At 67.3% G+C, this 17,426-nt stretch carries 17 protein-coding genes; 7 read left to right on the plus strand and 10 right to left on the minus strand.

The window, feature by feature from the left end:
* Nucleotides 1-35: 35 nt before the first annotated feature.
* Nucleotides 36-899 carry a hypothetical protein gene (locus VT03_RS33305; protein WP_156514362.1) on the minus strand — a complete coding sequence of 288 codons (864 nt, stop codon included), beginning with the start codon at nucleotides 897-899 and terminating at the stop codon, nucleotides 36-38.
* Between the two features lie 294 nt (nucleotides 900-1,193).
* Between VT03_RS33305 and VT03_RS08765 the strand changes: the two genes are divergently transcribed.
* Nucleotides 1,194-1,790, plus strand: a complete 597-nt coding sequence (locus VT03_RS08765) for a redoxin domain-containing protein (RefSeq protein WP_075092633.1) — start codon at nucleotides 1,194-1,196, stop codon at nucleotides 1,788-1,790.
* A gap of 1 nt (nucleotide 1,791) precedes the next feature.
* On the opposite strand, the gene VT03_RS08770 is transcribed toward VT03_RS08765, so the two are convergent.
* Complete coding sequence (locus VT03_RS08770; RefSeq protein WP_075092634.1) at nucleotides 1,792-2,208, minus strand: zf-HC2 domain-containing protein; 417 nt, start codon at nucleotides 2,206-2,208, stop codon at nucleotides 1,792-1,794.
* 135 nt (nucleotides 2,209-2,343) lie between these two features.
* Nucleotides 2,344-3,147, minus strand: a complete 804-nt coding sequence (locus VT03_RS08775) for a Crp/Fnr family transcriptional regulator (RefSeq protein ID WP_075092635.1) — start codon at nucleotides 3,145-3,147, stop codon at nucleotides 2,344-2,346.
* Nucleotides 3,148-3,813: 666 nt separating this feature from the next.
* On the opposite strand from VT03_RS08775, the gene VT03_RS08780 reads away from it, so the two are divergent.
* The 3 genes from VT03_RS08780 to VT03_RS08790 are packed head-to-tail and all read left to right on the plus strand — an operon-like array spanning nucleotide 3,814 to nucleotide 6,036.
* Nucleotides 3,814-4,779, plus strand: a complete 966-nt coding sequence (locus tag VT03_RS08780; protein WP_075097014.1) for a sensor histidine kinase — start codon at nucleotides 3,814-3,816, stop codon at nucleotides 4,777-4,779.
* Nucleotides 4,779-5,573 (plus strand): response regulator transcription factor, encoded by a 795-nt coding sequence (locus VT03_RS08785; protein ID WP_075092636.1) that lies wholly within the window; start codon nucleotides 4,779-4,781, stop codon nucleotides 5,571-5,573. Before VT03_RS08780 ends, VT03_RS08785 begins: the two co-directional genes overlap by 1 nt.
* A complete protein-coding gene (locus VT03_RS08790) occupies nucleotides 5,518-6,036 on the plus strand; it encodes a DUF423 domain-containing protein (RefSeq protein ID WP_082846753.1) in 519 nt (172 codons plus the stop codon). Before VT03_RS08785 ends, VT03_RS08790 begins: the two co-directional genes overlap by 56 nt.
* A 10-nt stretch (nucleotides 6,037-6,046) precedes the next feature.
* On the opposite strand, the gene VT03_RS08795 is transcribed toward VT03_RS08790, so the two are convergent.
* Complete coding sequence (locus VT03_RS08795) at nucleotides 6,047-6,820, minus strand: sugar transferase (protein ID WP_197489259.1); 774 nt, start codon at nucleotides 6,818-6,820, stop codon at nucleotides 6,047-6,049.
* 412 nt (nucleotides 6,821-7,232) lie between these two features.
* On the opposite strand from VT03_RS08795, the gene VT03_RS08800 reads away from it, so the two are divergent.
* On the plus strand, nucleotides 7,233-8,150 hold the full coding sequence (locus VT03_RS08800) for a glycosyltransferase family 2 protein (protein WP_197489260.1): 918 nt from the start codon (nucleotides 7,233-7,235) through the stop codon (nucleotides 8,148-8,150).
* 363 nt (nucleotides 8,151-8,513) lie between these two features.
* Here the strand turns inward: VT03_RS08800 and VT03_RS08805 are convergent, their stop codons facing one another.
* Both VT03_RS08805 and VT03_RS08810 read right to left on the minus strand, forming a co-directional pair.
* Nucleotides 8,514-9,020 (minus strand): SRPBCC family protein, encoded by a 507-nt coding sequence (locus tag VT03_RS08805; protein ID WP_156514957.1) that lies wholly within the window; start codon nucleotides 9,018-9,020, stop codon nucleotides 8,514-8,516.
* A gap of 23 nt (nucleotides 9,021-9,043) precedes the next feature.
* Nucleotides 9,044-9,382 (minus strand): ArsR/SmtB family transcription factor, encoded by a 339-nt coding sequence (locus VT03_RS08810; RefSeq protein ID WP_075092639.1) that lies wholly within the window; start codon nucleotides 9,380-9,382, stop codon nucleotides 9,044-9,046.
* Between the two features lie 289 nt (nucleotides 9,383-9,671).
* Here VT03_RS08810 and VT03_RS32630 point away from each other — a divergent pair, with 289 nt between their 5' ends.
* A complete protein-coding gene (locus VT03_RS32630) occupies nucleotides 9,672-10,661 on the plus strand; it encodes a hypothetical protein (protein ID WP_082846055.1) in 990 nt (329 codons plus the stop codon).
* A gap of 33 nt (nucleotides 10,662-10,694) precedes the next feature.
* Here the strand turns inward: VT03_RS32630 and VT03_RS08820 are convergent, their stop codons facing one another.
* Nucleotides 10,695-11,303: a histidine phosphatase family protein gene (locus tag VT03_RS08820; protein WP_075092640.1), complete on the minus strand. Its 609-nt coding sequence runs from the start codon at nucleotides 11,301-11,303 to the stop codon at nucleotides 10,695-10,697.
* Nucleotides 11,304-11,495: 192 nt separating this feature from the next.
* Nucleotides 11,496-13,007 carry a hypothetical protein gene (locus VT03_RS08825; RefSeq protein ID WP_075092641.1) on the minus strand — a complete coding sequence of 504 codons (1,512 nt, stop codon included), beginning with the start codon at nucleotides 13,005-13,007 and terminating at the stop codon, nucleotides 11,496-11,498.
* Nucleotides 13,008-13,622: 615 nt separating this feature from the next.
* Here VT03_RS08825 and VT03_RS08830 point away from each other — a divergent pair.
* Complete coding sequence (locus VT03_RS08830) at nucleotides 13,623-14,738, plus strand: glycoside hydrolase family 26 protein (RefSeq protein ID WP_075092642.1); 1,116 nt, start codon at nucleotides 13,623-13,625, stop codon at nucleotides 14,736-14,738.
* Between the two features lie 335 nt (nucleotides 14,739-15,073).
* On the opposite strand, the gene VT03_RS08835 is transcribed toward VT03_RS08830, so the two are convergent.
* Together VT03_RS08835 and VT03_RS08840 are read right to left on the minus strand one after the other, a co-directional pair.
* On the minus strand, nucleotides 15,074-16,780 hold the full coding sequence (locus VT03_RS08835) for a LamG-like jellyroll fold domain-containing protein (protein ID WP_075092643.1): 1,707 nt from the start codon (nucleotides 16,778-16,780) through the stop codon (nucleotides 15,074-15,076).
* Nucleotides 16,777-17,391: a sigma-70 family RNA polymerase sigma factor gene (locus VT03_RS08840; protein ID WP_156514363.1), complete on the minus strand. Its 615-nt coding sequence runs from the start codon at nucleotides 17,389-17,391 to the stop codon at nucleotides 16,777-16,779. Before VT03_RS08840 ends, VT03_RS08835 begins: the two co-directional genes overlap by 4 nt.
* Between the last annotated feature and the right edge of the window lie 35 nt (nucleotides 17,392-17,426).

Consider the following 17,426-nt stretch of genomic DNA (forward strand, 5'->3'; position numbering starts at 1 on the left):
GCGCGGACGAGAGGCGGCGCACGTCGCCTCAGTAATCAACGCTTCGAAGGCGACTCGCCCGGACTCGCGGCCGAAGTCGTCCTCGAAGCGGACGATTCGGGCCGGGCCGAGGATCGTTCCGCCGCCAGGGTTCTCGAGGCGGCGACGAGCTGCACCGCGGCCATGAGGTGCTCCCGGGAGAAGTAGGGGGTATCGGCCGCCCCGGCCTGATCGAAGGTCTTTCGCGCGAGATCGTCCCAGCTCATCCCACTGCCGATGTGCCACGCCGCCGCCTGCGCCACCGAGGAATTCACGGTGCCGCTCGCGACGGCCTCGCAGAGCGTCGCCAGCTCGGGCTGAGCGCTGTAGCGCTCCACGGCCACGACCGTGTAGCTGTTCCGGCTGGTCGGCGATCGCTTGCCGTGCTCCAGGCAGACCGAGCGAAAGGGAACCCGGACCGTCTCCGCCGGAGGAATGGAGAAGAAGCCCCCTCCGGCTCCACCCCCCTGGCCGCCGAGTCCGCCGCCGCCGCCAAGCCCTCCTCCCCCCACTCCGCCGCCGACCGCCTGGTTCTGCCCGCCGAGCCCGCCCCCTCCCTGTCCACCCCCCAGACCCCCTTGCCCTCCCCCCAGTCCGCCGCCGCCGAACTGCGGATGGATCTGAACGCCGACCATCGCCGCCGGCATGAGGACCGTGAGCGGCTTGTCGGTCCGGTTCCGGACGAACAGGTTTCCGCCGAACTCATTCTTGAGCCGCAGCGTCACCTCCAGCGACTCTCCCTCCATGCCGGCGAACAGCTCCACCCGTCCGGCCGCCGGGTCGTACTTCGGATTCGTGATCGGCTTCCGGAACGGTTCCGCCACGACGGCCGAGGTCGACAGGAGGACCAGCAACAGACTCAACGCAGCACGGCGAATCATGGTCGGACTTTCGTGAAGAGGGGCGGGGGCCGGGGACCGGAACCCACTGCAGGCGCGAGATCACGCGCTCCGCCGGATGCCAGGAGCCCGCGAGACTACGCCGGTCTCGTGAGCCCGGTCTGTGACCTGGCTCACGTTCGCCACCGGAGGCCAACGCGCCGTTCGAACCCGATCGACCCCACGGTGCGACAGCTCACAGAATCGCCCGGCCGCACCGGCGTAATCTCGCCACTCCACAGCAGGAGATCCGCAGTCGGATCCCCGCCACACTCTTTTCGCTGTCCGGAGAACCCCATGCTCTGCGTTCCCACTTCCCTCCGCCTCACCGCTCCAGCGCTGTTCGTCATGGCGGCAATCAGCCTCGTCGCGGGTCCCGCTCGGGCCGGCGAGCGGATTCCCCGCGTCGGCGAGACGGCAAAGGACTTCCAGCTCTCGTCCGTCCTCGGCACTCCCACGCGACTGTCGGACAAGCTCGCGGCCGGTCCGGTGGTCCTGGTCGTGCTGCGGGGCTACCCCGGCTACCAGTGCCCCGCCTGCCACAAGCAGGTCCAGGAGCTGATCCAGTCGGCCGGGAAGCTGGACAGTGCCCAGGCACAGGTCCTTCTCGTCTATCCCGGCCCCTCGAAGGGTCTGGCGGACAAGGCCAGGGAGTTCCAGGGACGAGGAGAGATCCCCAAGCACTTCACGCTCCTGCTCGATCCCGACTACGCCTTCACAACCGCCTACGGGCTGCGCTGGGACGAGCCGGGGGAGACCGCCTATCCGTCCACCTTTGTCCTTCAGCCGAAGACCGGAGAGATCGTCTTTGCCAAGATCGCCAAGGAACACGGCGGCCGAGCCCGCACGTCCGACGTTCTCGAAGCGCTCAAGCCGTTGGCGCGGACCAGGTAGCTCACGCGTTCCGCCGCGTCCGCAGCCGCGCCAGGTCCCGGGTGCAGTGCTCGCAGGTCCGCAGATGCCGGTCGATCCGCTCCCGGTCCCCCGCCGGGAGCGTCCCGGCCAGATACGACGGAAGTAACCGCACAACGTCGTGACACTCGATCGGCGCGGCGGCGTCCACGAGAGTCGCGTCCGGTCCCGGACCCAGGTTTGGCGCTGACGCGGGAACGACGGGAGCCTTATCGGCCAGCCCCTGGTCCTGCGACCGCTTCCACAGCAGCCCTCCAACGACCACGGCGCCGCTCGCCAAGCCCAGTTGCAGCAACGCCCGGCGCCGCGTAATCCGCGCACGGGCGGACCGGCCGGTCTCCCGGAGCAGTCCGGGAGGGCACGTCTGCCATTCCGTCGAGGATGGATCGGGTGTGTTCATCGGTCGGGCCTGTCGCTCCGGAAGGTCAGGATTCCGGTTTCGGAGCCGGGGGTCTGCGATCTGGCATACACATTGGAGGATTTGCGTGCTCCGGGCGGGGATCCGTCCCGCGTCGAATCTCCATCGGCGAGATGCTCATGGTGGAGCCTCTCCCAGAACACGCGGCGCAGGGGCAGACGAGGGAGGAACCGCGACCGTGCCCGCTGAGCGACGTTTGGAAGGAGATTCAACCGCCTCGGACGGCGACAGCGGCGGAAGGCCCGCCAGATCCCGCAGCCGGGTTATCGAGGTGACGCGGATCCGCTGTCGTCCCAGCTGGACGAGCCCCTCGTTCTGAAGGTCCCCGAGCGCCAGCGTCACCGACTCCCGCGTGGCGCCGATCAGGTTCGCGATCTCCTGGTGTGACAGCCGGATCGCGAGTTCGGCCGCTCCTCCGTCGCGGCGTCCGTAGTGCTCCAGGAGGTCCGCCAGCAGGAACAGGACCCGTTCGCGGGTCGTGCGGAAGAGCAGGCTCCGCAGCCGCCGCTCGATCCGCTGCCGCTGCCAGCCGATGAACTTCCAGATCCCGAGCGCCAGCCGTCCGTTCCGGTTCATGAGGTCCTCGAGCGAGGCCCGCGACAGGGAGGCCACGGTCGACCGGCCGGCCGATTCCGCGTGCTCCTCGCGGGAGCCGCTCGCCACGAGCGCCAGCTCTCCGAACAGTTCTCCGGGCTCGATCAGGGCCAGGACCGCCTCTTTCCCTTCCGCGGTCACGCTCAGGAGGCGGACGCGGCCCGCCACCACGAGGAAGACCGAATCGGCCCGGTCGAGCGGCGAGTAGACGATTTCCCGCGAACGGAACTCCCGGATCCGCGCGTGCGACTCCAGCAGGCCGAGCTCCGCTTCGGAGAGCTGCTCGAACAGCCGCGATTGTTTCAGATACCAGAGGCGCTCGGGCATGCGAAGAACGTGTTCAGAGGGCGGCGACCGTGCCGCGTTGGGGTTCCCGCTCCAGTCCCGTTGAGGAGCTCCCGCGTTCGCCGCCAATCATACCCAAGCCGCGAGGGCTTCGTGTCGCTTTCCGTACGGATTCTCTTGCAAGAATCGCCTCCTCGCCGGCAGAGCGCTGATCGCTCAAACCCAATGTGCCATGGCCACTGGGGTCAAGGGGGTCTCACCCCCTTGCCGCCGGAGGCACTTCCATGAGGAACCGTGGCAAACAACGGGCGTCCGCTTTGTGGTACCAGCGTTGAGGACTCACCGCTCGCTTTGGACTCCCCACGGGTTGGTGTGGGGGCATACGACACGTTGTCCGCGTTTGGACACACTCTCCTTCAGACATCTCTCGACGGACAGGCCTCCGGCGGGCAAAGGGGCGTTGCCCCTCTGCACTCCCCACCAGGGTGCCCCTGGACCCGGCGAGCCAGAGATGTTGGGGTGCATCCGCGCCCGTCGGCCGCTCCGGCGCCATGAAACTCCCTCGCCCCGGAACTATACTGATCACACGACCCGCTAAGGCCATCGACTCGCGCCGGCCGGGTTCCGGTCGAGACCGCCGCACGTGGCGCCGGACTCACCGGGTGATCACAGGAGTGAGGGACTGCGTTGGACGACCGCGTGACCGACATGACGAAATTCTTCCGTCGGCGGAGCACGCTACACCTCCCCATCACGCTGAGCGCCTGCCTCATCGCGCTCAACGTCACCCTCATGGTCTGCTGGATCATCGTCCTCGCCCGCGGAGCCCAGTGGACCGCCCTCACCGTCGGCGTCCTCGCCTTCACCCTCGCCCTCGCCGGCATGATCGTCTGGCTCGTCCTGACGATCAAAGAAATCCGCCTCAACAATCGCCAGGCCAACTTCGTCGACAGCGTCACCCACGAACTCAAATCCCCCATCGCGGCCCTGCAGCTTTATCTCCAAACCCTCCGGATGCGGAACCTCGACGCCGAACGGCGTGAAGAGTTCCACGCCACCATGGAGGCCGAACTCCACCGGCTCGACCAGCTCATCAACCAGCTCCTCGAAGTCGGCCGACTCGACGCCATCGGCCAGAACGAGATGCCCGAAGACGTCGACATCCCCCGCCTGATCGCCGAATGCGCCGATGGAGCCGCCCTCCACCACCAGGTCCGGGTCGCCGACACGTTCGAATTCGACCTAGCCCCCGTCGCGGTCCACACACAGCAGATCGTCGTCCGGATGATCCTCTCCAACCTCCTCGACAACGCGGTCAAGTACGGCGGCGAGCCCCCCAAGGTTCACGTCTCGCTCCAACTCAACGGCACCCGGGCCCGCCTGCGGATCACCAACAACGGAGCATCGGTCCCGTTCGACGACCGGAAGAAGATCTTCCGCATCTTCTACCGCGGCGGAAACGAACTCCAGCGGACCCGCAAAGGGACCGGCCTGGGCCTCTACATCGTCCACACGCTCGTCCGCCGCCTGAAAGGCTGGATCCACGTGACCGACCGCCTCGACGGCAAGCCCGGCTGCACGTTCGAAGCGGACATCCCGGACGCCCGCCCCCTGACCCCGGCAGCGGAAACCGCTCCCTCCCCGCCCCGCGCCCCGGCGGAGGTCCGCCGCTGATGGAGACCCGCAAACGGATCCTCGTCGTCGAGGACGAAGAGGCCATCGCCCGCGGCCTGCGGTTCAACTTCGAGCAGGAGGGCTACCTCGCGATCGTCTGCCGCGACGGCCCGACCGCGCTGACGCACTTCGCCTCCGGCGCCCCGGCGATCGACCTCGTGGTCCTCGACCTGATGCTGCCGGGCATGAGCGGCTACGAGATCTGCCGCGAGATCCGGGGCAAGAGCCGGCACGTCCCGATCCTGGTCCTGAGCGCCCGCACCCTGAGCGAGGACCGGGCCCACGCCTTCGACGTCGGCGTGGACCAGTACATGACCAAGCCGTTCGCCCTGCCTGAGCTCCTCAGCCGCTGCCGCAACCTCCTCGACCGCAACGAACGCCTCGGACTGGGAGCCGCCGCCCCCGTCGCGCCCGCCGTCCCGGCCGGCCCGTACCGCTTCCGGAACGTCGAAGTCGATCCCCGGACGTTTGAAGTCCGCGCCGGCGAGACGGTCTACCAGCTCACGACGATGGAGATGCAGCTCCTGCGGTACTTCCTCGACCATCCGGGGGAAGTCCTTCCGCGGGCACAGATCCTTCGCGACGTGTGGGACCAGAGCGCCGAGATCACGACCCGTTCGATCGACAACTTCGTGATGCGGCTCCGGAAGTACATCGAACTCGACGCCGCCAACCCCCGCCACCTGCTGTCCGTCCGGGGGACCGGCTACCGCTTCATTCCCGACCTCGGAGACACGAATGGCCACGGATCAGTCCCTCCTTCCAGTGATCGCGACGAGCCAGCCGGCGCCTAGCGCCTGCGCCGCCGGAGGCTGCGGAGGAACGGCCTGGATCCGGATCGGTGCGATCCTGGCGGGATTGGCGGTCGCCCTCGGAGCATTCGGCGCGCACGGCCTCGACGGGGTGCTGACGGCGAACTACGCCGGCAAGACGAAAGTCGTCGCCGGCGAGACGGTCGCCGCGGCGACCAAGTACCTCGGCGACTTCAAGACGGCGGCGGAGTACCAGATGTACCACGCCCTCGGCATCCTGCTTCTCGGCGTCCTGATGCAGGGAAGCGCCTGCCGCGGGCTGCGGATCGCCGCCTGGTGCCACGCCCTCGGGATCCTGCTCTTCAGCGGCAGCCTTTACGTCCTCGTCCTGACCGGCCGGACCTGGCTGGGGGCGATCACTCCGTTCGGCGGAACGCTGTTCCTCGCCGGCTGGGGAATCGCCGCGATGTCATCGATCAACAAACCGGCCACGGCGGCGGAATAGCCTCGCGGCCTCAGGCGGCCCACAGTTTCCGGATCACGATACAGAGGTCGGTCCACCAACCCTGCCGGGCGACGTACTCCATCTCGTCGATCTCGCCGGCGGGGGCAGGTTCCTTCGAAGCCGGCGCCTGTCCCCAGGGACAGAAGAGTCCCGGAGGCATGGCGGGCTGCGAGCCCGTCAGGTCCACGCAGGCTCCGCTTTCGTCCGAGACCTCGGGCGCCGACCCGACAAGGTGAATCTGCCCCGCCAGGACGTTCCACAGGCCGGGAAGCCGATCCCATCCGGACGCGACCAGCCATCGCTCGGGACCACCCTGCACCGTAGTACCGGGTCGCGAGGGGAGCCGAACGATCCCTTCCTCCGGCTCGCCGGCATCGGTCTCGGCGACGTCCACCGGGCGGGTCCGGAATCGCAGCAGCCGGATGCGGCGGCCATCGAGCCCGATCGCCGGGACGGCATCAAGCCAGTTCCCCGACCGCAGCACAGCCAGCACGCCGACGATGGCGACGAGCAGCGGCGAGAGAAAGGCCAGGAGCGCTCCTCCGACCACCAGATCGAAGAGACGTTTCCCGCGATACCCGTGGATCCAGAGCGAGGCGCCGGACCGTTCGGTCCCGGCTTCCGAGTCGGGCTTCGTGAAGCGGAGGATCACCGCCGACGCGGCGTCCCCCTCGTCGGAGGAGACGGTTCGAGCCGAGCCGACGGCAACCGGAATGAACCGGACCGTGGCAGGGGACGTTGTCGCAGGGGACGGAGCGGGAGGAGTCACAGACCGCGAATTCATAGAGGAAGACGCTTCAGGGAGATGTCCCCTCAACATGTCACATCTCCCCAGTCGCACCGGGAACTTCGCCATGGGATCCCTGACAATTCGCAAAGACTTTGCGGAAGAGACCGGACAACTCCGTTCGTTCGCAAGAGACCCGGCGGGCCGGGGGCCTTCCGGAAAATCTTTGCCTCCGGCGAAAAACACGCTCAAGTCTCGACGTCCGCCGGCCGAATGGAGACGCAGGTGACGGCCTGAGCGCTTCCAGTGCGCCCGGACCGCGCGAATCGTCCTCCGGATCCCTAGCTGAATGTCGTCTGTCGCGGATCGTCCTCGCGCCGCTATGGTCCGGCGCGTCCTGCCCCTTCCCAGTCAGCCTCGCCCCCGCCCCCGCCCCGATCTCCTCCGTCCTCTGACGAGCCGCGAGCCCGTGTCGATCTCCGTCGTCATCGCGAATCACAACGGCGGGCCGCTCCTCGCGGCCTGTCTCGATTCGGTCCGCCGGCTGCTCCCCGAGGCGGAAGTCCTCGTCATCGACAACGCCAGCGACGACAACTCGCGGGAAGCAACGCGCCGCGACTTCCCCGATGTCCGGCTCGTCGAGCTGTCCGAGAACCGGGGGTTCGCCTCTGCCAACAACCTCGGCTGTGTCGAGTCCCGCGGCGACATCCTGATTCTCCTGAACTCGGACGCGGAGCTGCTCGAGCCGGGACTGGCCGCCTGCATCGAGAGGCTTGAGCGGGAGCCGACGCTCGCCGCGGTCTCGCCGCGGCTGATCGGGACCGATGGACTTCCGCAGCCCAACTGTCTTCCCGGCCCCTCGATGGGCCGGGCCCTCCGGCGGGTGTTCCTGTGGGAACCGCGGGAGGGGAGCGTCGATCCCCGCCGGGCGGTTGTGTGGCTTCCCGCCACGTGCCTCGTTGTCCGCCGGGACGCCCTGGAGTCGGTCGGCGGACTGTTCGACGAGCGGTTCTATCAGTATTGGGAGGACGCCGATCTGTGCGCCCGCCTGATCCGCCAGGGCTGGCTGCTCTCGGTCTGTGATGACTCGACGGTTCTGCACCATGGCCGCGCCAGCGACCTTGGTCCGCGGTCGATCAGTTCACCACAGCGGCTCTTGTGGTACGCGTGGGGTCGGCTGCAGTGGTTCCGGAAGCACCGGACCCGTTTTGAGTACCTGCTGATTCTGGGGATCGATGTCCTGTTCGCGGGTCGGCTGTTCGTGCGGTCGCTTTTTGGCGAGCGTCACCGGGTGGAACGGGCGCGAGCGTCGGCGATCCTGCAGGCGGTCCGTCTGACGATGCGGAACGAATCTCCACCGGTGCGCACGGGCGACGGCTCCCGATAAGTCCACCGGGGTCCAGGGGGTCACCCCTGGTGGGGGATGCAAGGGGGCAACGCCCCTCTTGCCCGCCGGAGGCCCTCTCGTCGAGAGGTGTCTGAAGGAGTGAGTATCCAAACGCGGACGCAGTGCCGGATGCCCCCTCCACCAACCCGCGGGATTGCAAAGCGAGTGGTGCGCATTGAGGGAGTCCTCATAGCTGGCACCACAAAGGGAACGTCCGTTGTGTCCCACGGTTCCTCATCGAAGCGCCTCCGGCGGCAAGGGGGCCTGTGTTGTTTCTTGGCCCCTTGACCCCGGCTGCCATGGCACGTTGTTTTGAGGTGGCATAGCCGAGCCGGCAAGGACGCGGTTCGACGCGCCGGATACTCAACGCTTGCAAGACTTCATCCGCTCCACGAGCTGATCCAGCGCCGTCCCCCAACCCTCACGGAAACCCAACTCTTCATGCCGCTTCCGGGCCTCTTCGTCCCGATGAAGCGCGATCGCCGTGTACCGCGTACCGCTCCCCTCCGGAGCCATCAGGATGATGGCCGTCAGGAACGAACCGATCCCGCAACTCTCCAGCGGCGTGTGCCCCGGACGGAAGCCCGGCAGCAGAGCATCCGTCCACACAAGCCGCTCGTTCGGAACGACCTCCAGGTAACAGCCGACATTCGGAAACTGCTCCCCCTCGGGCGAGCACATCACGGTGCGGAAGATCCCGCCCGGACGAAGGTCGATCTCGCACTCGGAGACCCCCCAGGGCCTGGGGCAGAACCACTCCTTGATGTGCTCGGGAGTCGTCCAGGCCTCCCACACCAGCTCGCAGGGAACGTCGATCACACGCTCCAGAACAAGATCGAGCTTCGGATCCACCTTCCAGACCGGGGCCACGTTCGACACGGACTTGGACGTTGTCACTTGCGTTTCTCCTTGAGCTTCAAGAGGTAACTGTCGAGCTGATCGAGGCGCCGCTCCCAAAGCGCCCGCTGCCGGGCGAGCCAGTCTTCCGCCACCTGCAGCCGCGCGGGATCGAGCCGGTACGTCCGGACCCGGCCGGACTTTGTCGAACTGACGAGGCCGCAACCTTCCAGGATCCGCAGATGCTGAACAAAGGAAGGGAGCGCCATGTCGAACGGCTCGGCAAGTTCGCTCACCGACGCGGGACTCTCCCCCAGCCGTTCCACCACGAGTCGCCGCGTGGGATCGGACAACGCGCGAAAAACGCCGTCGACCGGATCGGCAACACGAGCCATGGACTCCCTCCCGCTCTGACCGCGGGCACGTCATTCCACTGCGTGTGGAGACCGCCCCGGCCCGGTTCGATCCTACCCCCGCCCAACACTTAGGTCAACACCTAAGTGTTGCACTCCTGCACGCCCCCTTGAGTACAAAGGTCCGAAGGATCGAGCCGCGTCCAGCCGGCGCTCTTGAACGACGTCCCGCGGCCCGTATCTTCGAAGGTCCCCGGTCCGCCGGGCGGGCCTCCCCCCCTGTGATCGACGTCCCGGATCGACGTCCGGAATCCCCCTCCTCCTCCTCGTCATGTCGTTTCGAGTCCACTGCACCTGCGGAGCGATGCTGCACGTCGGAGACCGGCTCCTCGGTAAGCGAGGCCGCTGCCCGACCTGCCAGTCCGCCCTCACGCTCCGCCCCAACGCCCCGCCCGCTCCCGTGGAGCGGCGGTGTGCCGGCTGCGGTGAAACGATCCGCGTCAACGCCCGAGCCAACGAACTGCTTTGTCCCGAGTGTGCAGCCCTCGCCGACTCGGCCGCCCTGCCGGAAGAGGCGGAGCTGCCGGTCATCGACCTCGACCGCTATCCCACCCCGGAAGCCGCCGCACCTCCGCCGCCCGCTCCGCTCCTGTCCCCGCTCCCGGCCGCAGTCCGCCCCACGGGCGAACCGGTCTGGGACGATGAGAGCGCCGGGTCCTCCGGGACGACACGGTCGACGCTTCTCTCCAAGGTCGACTGGCGGATCCTGGCGGCCGCGATTCCCCTGCTGCTCGTCGTCGTCATCGGCGGCTTCGCGGCAATGCAGGGCGGCGCGTTCTCCCTCAATCCCCTGCAGCTCGTCGCCAACATCGCGTTGCAACGGCAGCTCGCTCGCGCGATCGCCGACGATCCCCGCAACGCCGGCATCAAAGCATCCGCCTACTACCGGAACGCCTTCGACCAGTCCGTGCTCGTCTTCGACCTGCACGAGGTCTCCGGCGAACGGAACAAGCTCGACGTCTTCCGCGTCCTGCTCGACTTCGCCGCCGCCACGACCGACACCGACTGTGAAACGGTCGAGCTCGCCTTCCGCGGCACTCCGAGGTTCCTGATGAACGGAGACTACTTTCGAACGCTCGGCCGCGAGCGCAGCACCCAGAACCCCGCCTATACGATCCGCACGTTTCCCGAACACCTCCGGACCCCGTCAGGAACGCAGGCCTTTCAGCAATGGACCGGCGGCGTCCTTGGAGTCTTTGCCGAGCAGATGAAGGACTTCAACGAGATGCACGACCAGTGGTACGGCTACGCCGCACGTTGACCGCGCAGGACGCACCGGTCGCGGGCAATCGCTTCAGTGGGACGGTCGCAACGCCGCCGGACTCTGATTCCAGAGCGTGATGACAGGACGCGAGACGTCGCGGTCGTAGCCGAGGGCGCTGAGGCTCGCGGTATCCAGCAGAAACTTGCGGCCCAGCAGTCCCGGATCCGAGCCGACCCAGCGGGCCGCCAGCACGCGGATGAAATGGCCGCTCGTGAACAGCAGCGTATTCTCGCCATGGGCCCGCAGGCGGCGGACGACCCGGTCGGCCCGCGCCGCGACCTGCTGCGGCGACTCCCCTCCCGGACAGCCGTCGACGAAGACGTCCCAGCCGGGATGCCGGACCCGGATCTCCGCGCCGGTCTTCCCCTCGTACTCGCCGTAGTCCCACTCGACGAGGTCCGGATCGACCTCCGCCGTCGGCAGGAACCCCGACAGCTCACACGTCCGCCGGGCGCGCTGAAGGGGACTCGCATAGACCCGGGAAATCTCCAGCTCCCGCAGCCGCTCACCGAGAAGGAGAGCGTTCCGTTCGCCCTGCTCGGTGAGCGGGAGATCGGTGAGCCCCGTGTGCTGCCCCGTCCGGCTCCACTCGGTCTCCCCGTGCCGTGCCAGATAGACAACCGGAAGCGGCTCGCTCATCTCGGTTCCTCGGATGTCGGTCCCGCGCGCCTCCGCAAGCGGGAGTTCAAAATCGGCCTGTATCGTGCCGCAAACAACCTCAGCGGCAGGTGGCAGGTGGCAGTCACGTTCTCCGAAGTGCGACAAGAAGTCCACAGCTTGCGGGGGACCGTTCGCGAGCGCCCGCGATCGTCCCTCGACAAAGGCCAGCGGTCAGAACTCCGCCTTGTACTTGTCCGTCATCGAGCGGCGGACCTTGACCCCTTCCTCGGCGATCGTCTGGAACTGTTCGGCCCGGTCCATGGCGGCGCCGGCCCGTTCGTAGCGTTTCGTGCGGGCCGCGTCGCTCTCCTGGCGGGTCCAGTAGGAGTAGGTGTTGCCGTAGTAGTTCGTGAAGTAGCCCCAGAAGTAGCTCGGCTGGGTCTGCTCCTGGCTGATCCGCAGGGAGGCCATCCGGTACCGCGTCGCCTGAACCCGCAGCCGCAGCACCACGTCGTCGCAGTACTCCAGGACCTCGGGATCGACGTTCAGCGAAGGGAGAACCTCGATCTGCCGGGCGTACCGATCGAACCACAGGGCGTTCTCGCCCGCCCGCTGCGACTTCGCCTTATTGTCCTTCTTGAGGTCTTCGACGAGCTTGTCGCATGCGCGGAACCGGGCGAGCGACGCTTTGGCCATCCGCCGCTTCTCCTCCTCGGGCGAGAGCTTGGCGTCCGGCTGATACTCGCTCGGAACCTCCGTCGGGAATTCGACGAGGCTGAACATCTGCCGCAGCCCCGAAAGCGACAGCGGCCCCTCCAGAATCACGCGGTTGTCTTCCCGCCGGGCCTGCCAGTTCTCGATGTCGGAGATCCAGGCGCCGGTATCGGACAGGACCTCTTCGAACAGGTCCTTGCCCCAGGCGGTTGTGTCGGAGACCGGCTTCGAAAACTCGAGCGTCAGTTCCGCCGTCGGCTGGTCGCGGAAGCGGACGCGGATCGTCATCGACTTCAGCGTCTCCAGCACATTCGCCGCCCCGATCCGGGCGTTGGCCTTGTCGCGGAACGTCTCGCTCGACTGGATGTAACCGAGAATCTGCGAGCGGGCGAACATCCCCTCCAGATCGACCGCGATCAGGGCATCCGCCTTCGGTCCGAGCTGCGCCACCGTCGACACCAGGAACTCCGACGGCGGGGCCGGCTTGGTCGTCTTCGAAAGCCGGACGATGCGGCTCACCTGCTGCCGGTCGGGCGGAGTCAGGACGGCGAGGATGTTCTTCCCGGTCGAGACCGCGACCGCTCCGTAGGGGAGGACGGCGTACTCCGTCGGCCCGACCTCTTCGACCGATCCGCCGTAGTTGGCGGCGACCCCCGCCACGGAGGGCTCGGTGTTGGTCAGGAGCAGCGCGGTCTGCCAGTCGATCATCGACTCGCGAAAGCCGCGGATATGGGCCGCAAGCAGGATCTGGGAGACCTCCGAGCGGGCGACGATATGAGAGCTCGCGGAGGCGTCTCCCTCGGACGCCGCGATCGAGCGGGCGAACTCGGTCCGGCGGATCCGTTCCGCGTCGATCATGACGAGGACGTTGGCGTCGGCGGAGACCTGCTTCAGGAGGGGTGAGAACGGCGTTTCGGGGAGTTCCGAAGCGGGGGGAGCCGCGGACAACGGGGAAGCCGCGGCCCACAGGACCGCTGCGAGAAACCCGCTCGCGATGGCAGACGGACGGAGTGCTCTGAAGTTCCTCATGTGCGACCTTGCTCCCCGATGTGTTGAGGCGGTGGCCTGGCCGGGGCGTCTCCGTCTTCTGCCCCGCGGGAATGTCCGGCACCAATCCTTCCCCGCTCCTGCCGATCCGCCGCGGGCATCGTATCACCGGTCGGGCCAAGGATCACGATGGTCGATGAAGGGCGGGTTCACATAGGCGTTCTCGACTCGATGCGTCGCGGATGGCTCTTGCCGGCACGACTTCCATAGCTCAAACCCAATGTGCGACGGCAGCCTGGGGTCAAGGGGGCCTCGCCCCCTTGCCGCCGGAGGCATTTTCGATGGGGAACCGTGGTAAGCAACGGACGTCCCCTTTGTGGAGCCGGCGTTGAGGACTCACTGCTCGCTTTGGAATCCCCGCGGGTTGGCGAGGGGGCATCCGGCACGTTGTCCGCGATTGGACACGCTCTCCTTCAGACATCTCTCGACGGCCAGGCCTCCGGCGGGCAAGAGGGCTTCGCCCCCTTGCATCCCCCACCAGGGGTGGCCCCCTGGACCCCGGTTATGGGGGTAACGACGAACCGCCGCTGAGATTGCCTCCGGCACCGGCGCCATCCAGAATGCCCGCCCGATTCCCACTCCACCAAGAACACCATCGTGACGAACCGCTCCGCCTCCGCCGCCCTCGTTACCGCCCTGCTTCTGATCTCCCTCCTCATCGCCCCGCGCGGCTCGGCACAAACCCCAGCGGCCAAGCCCGCCGCCAAGGAGCCGGTCCTCGGCACCTACCACTGGCCCAACGGAACCGCCGGCGTCGACGCCTTCGCCACTTGGCTCGGCCGCGACGCGGTATGGGGACTGGACTTCGTCGGCTGGGAATCGTGGGACAACGTCGGCTGGCCCGTCTGGTGGCTCGAAGCGTGGTCGAAGTGGGTCCACGAGAAGCCGTCGCGCCGGTTCATCCTTTCCATCCCGCTCCTCACCGGCCCGGTCGACGGCAGCGGACCGACGCAGGGAAGCAAGGACGTCCGCAAGCCGGTCTCCCTCGAGCAGGGAGCGGCAGGGGCCTACAACCAACACTTCCGCGATCTAGCGACCAACCTCGTCCAGCACCGCCTGGGGGACACCATCCTGCGTCCCGGCTGGGAGTTCAACGGGAACTGGTATCCGTGGGGAGCCAAGGGGAAGACGGCCGCCTTCGCGGAGTACTGGCGGCAGATCGTGAAGACGATGCGGGCGGTCCCCGGCGCGGAGGGGCTCAAGTTCTGCTGGAACCCGACGCTGGGAGACCAGCAGTTCCCGGCCGACGAGGCCTGGCCGGGGGACGAGTTCGTGGACTATGTCGGGGTCGACGTTTATGACGAGACGTGGACCGCGGACACCTATCCGTGGCCGGCGGACGCGACCGCGGCGGAGATTGAGCGGCGGCAGAAGAAAGCATGGGAGGAGTGGATCGTCCAAAGCCCACGGGGACTGGCGTTCTGGACGAAGTTCGCCAAGGACCACAAGAAGCCGCTGGCGATTCCGGAGTGGGGGCTGGTCTGGTCTGATCATCAGCATGGTGGTCTGGACAATCCGTACTTCATCGAGCGGATGCATGCCTTCCTGACCGATCCGGCGAATGGCGTGGCGTTCCATTGTTACTTCGATATCAACGAGACGGACCACGGGCATCAGTTGTCGCCGGGCGTGGAGGGGACGGGCAAGGAGGAGGGAACGCGGTTCCCGAAGTCGGCGCGTCGTTTCCGAGAACTGTTCGGCAAAACGCCCTGAAGAATCCGTATCGGGGTCCAGGGGCTCGCCCCTGGTGGGGAGTGCAGAGGGGCAACGCCCCTTTGCCCGCCGGAGGCCTGGCCGTCGAGAGATGTCTGAAGAACGGCGTGTCCAAGCGCGGACACCGTGCCGTATGCCCCCTCGCCAACCCGCTGGGATCCGAGGCGAGCGAGGAGTTCCCAACGCCGTTCTCACAAAGCGGACGCCCGTTGCTTACCACGGTTCCTCAACGAAGCGCCTCCGGCGGCAAGGGGTGACCCCCTTGACCCCGGCTGCCGTCGCACGTTGGGTTTGAGCGAGCAACGCTGCGCCGGCAAGGGCGTCTTTCGCAGCAATCACGGCTCCGCTGTTTCCGCGGCCATCTGCTCGATCTCCTTCGGAGAGAGCGCCCGCGAGTAAAGCAGGAACTCATCGATCCGCCCCATCAAAAATCGCTCCGGAAACGCCTGCACATTCCCCGGCGTCCAGTTCCCCAGCTCCGCATCCCCGAACCGCACCGGAATCTCCTGAACCAGCGGCAGCTCCGCCACCGCCCGCCCGTTGACATAGTGAATCACCTTCCGCGCCGCCCGATCATAGACCACCGCAAAGTGCGTCCACCGCCCCAGGAACTCCTCATCCAGCGGCTGCGACAAGGAATACCGGATCCCCCGCCCCGGCCCCATCACCCCCAGTTCCAGCGAGCGGCGATTGCTCAGATGCCAGTGCCCCTCGAACCTCTCCCACCCATCCGCCATCAGCAGCGAGCTGAACCGGTTCGGCAGAGCATCGACACACGCCCACACCGCAATCGTGAGCGCGTCAAAGTCCCCGGGAATATGAAGCCGCACGCGGTCACACACCTGGCGAAAATCCAAGGCCGCCTTTCCAGGCCACCGCCCCGGTCCCCACTGACAGCCGACAATCGTCCCGTCGCCGGAGGGAGACCGCCCCGGCACCTGATTCTTCAGAGTCCGGATCCAGTCCTCCTGCCGATCGAACGTGTAATAGACCGCCAGACTCGGATCCCGCTGCCGGGCCTCCCGCCGCGCCTCCCACGTCCGCAGCCGGGCCTGCGCCGTCGCCTGCGCCCGGACCACAAGCTCCTCCGAACTGAGGAACGCCCCGGAATCGCTGGCGATCCGGTTCGCGGACTCCTGATGGTCAATACGGATCGCCTCGCCGGTCGTCAGCTCCCGCTCGGGAGCGACTCTCCGTTCGCCCGTCTTGTAGAGCTCGACCTTCCCTTCGAAGACGTGAACCTCGGTCGACGCCGTCCCATCGACCCGCAGGCCGAACTCCGTCCCCCGATCGATCAGGTCCAGCCGCGGCGTGCCGATCGTGAACCCCTTGGCGTGCGGCGGGACTGTCGCCCGCAGCTTGCCGCGGGAACAGAACGCCTCCATCGGCGAGACGATCTCGAAGTCCGCCGGCCCCTCAAGCACGACCGCCGCCCCGCTGTAGAACTCAATCTCCACGAAGCCCGACTTCAGCCGCAGCGCCCCGGGCGCCAGCCGGGAGCCGGCGTGCACCGGAGCCATCCCGGACTCCCACTCGGCCGATGAGTCTGCCCGAACGAGCGCCACCGTGTTGTCGAAATGGTCTTCGTCAGACTCACCCGTCTGCGGAGCGCTCTCCGTGATCGCCGCCGAAGGCGAATCGGCGGCCCGCCGGGGCCCTGTCCACCACAACGCGGCAATGGCCACCAGGACCGCAACAGCCGCGGTCGCGAGTGAAGCGAACGGCCGGAGTGTCCACCATCGCGTCGCCGGCGAAACGGGCCTGACGGCGAACGGCGAGCCCATCCCCTCCGCGACCTCGATATGCCGCCGCAGCGCCTCCTCCACGAACTTCGGCGGCACCGAGAGAGCGTGAGTGAGATCGGCGTACATCCCCATGAACTGGACGTAGTACGCCTCGGCCTCGGGCCGGCTGAGCACGATCTCCTCCAGCCGCGCAATCTCCTCGGGCCGGATCCGCTCCTCACAGAGCTTGTCGAGCAGAGCCCGCAGCTCCTCGGCTTCGGGAAAGGAAGTCGGCTGCGGGTTTGGATCGGGGTTCATGGACTCCCCTCCTGCCGGGCCAGCGTCCGCGTGATGCACTCAAACAGGACGTGGCGGACGCGGGACAGGGACTGATACACCGCCGCCACGCTCCGCTGAACCGCGGCCGCCGTCGACTCCGTCGTCGCCCCCTCGGCAAATCGCCGCGTCAGCAGGTCGCGATCCTTCTCGCTCAGCCGCGCCAGGCAGTTTAGGAGCGCCGCGCGGCGCTCGTCCAACTGGAGCGCGTCCCCCTGGTCCAGGATCGTCTCGGAGAGGCGTTCCAGCATCTCCTGGCGAAAGGGGACGCGGCGGCGGTTCTTCTTGAACAGCTCCAGGATCTTGAAATAGGCGATCCGGCAGCCCCATGCCGCAAAGTCGACCGGGGGCCGCTCCGGATCGAACTTTTCCCACAGGACGAAGCTGACTTCCTGAAGCACATCGTCCGCATCGGCCCGGTGAGGCACGAGCGTCAGGACGTAGCCATAGAGCCGCCTCTGGTTCTCCAGGAACAGGCGGAGGAAGACGCGGGTCTTGTCCCGCTCCGGGAGATCGTCGCCAAGGCGCGGAAACTCCGTGCGGTCCGGCCCCATGTCATGCCCAGCCAGTGGGAACTCGTCGGTGAGTCGCATGATGCCTCCCCGGTCGCGGCCTGTCGGGATTCACG

The organism is Planctomyces sp. SH-PL14 (assembly GCF_001610835.1).
GTDB lineage: Bacteria > Planctomycetota > Planctomycetia > Planctomycetales > Planctomycetaceae > Planctomyces_A.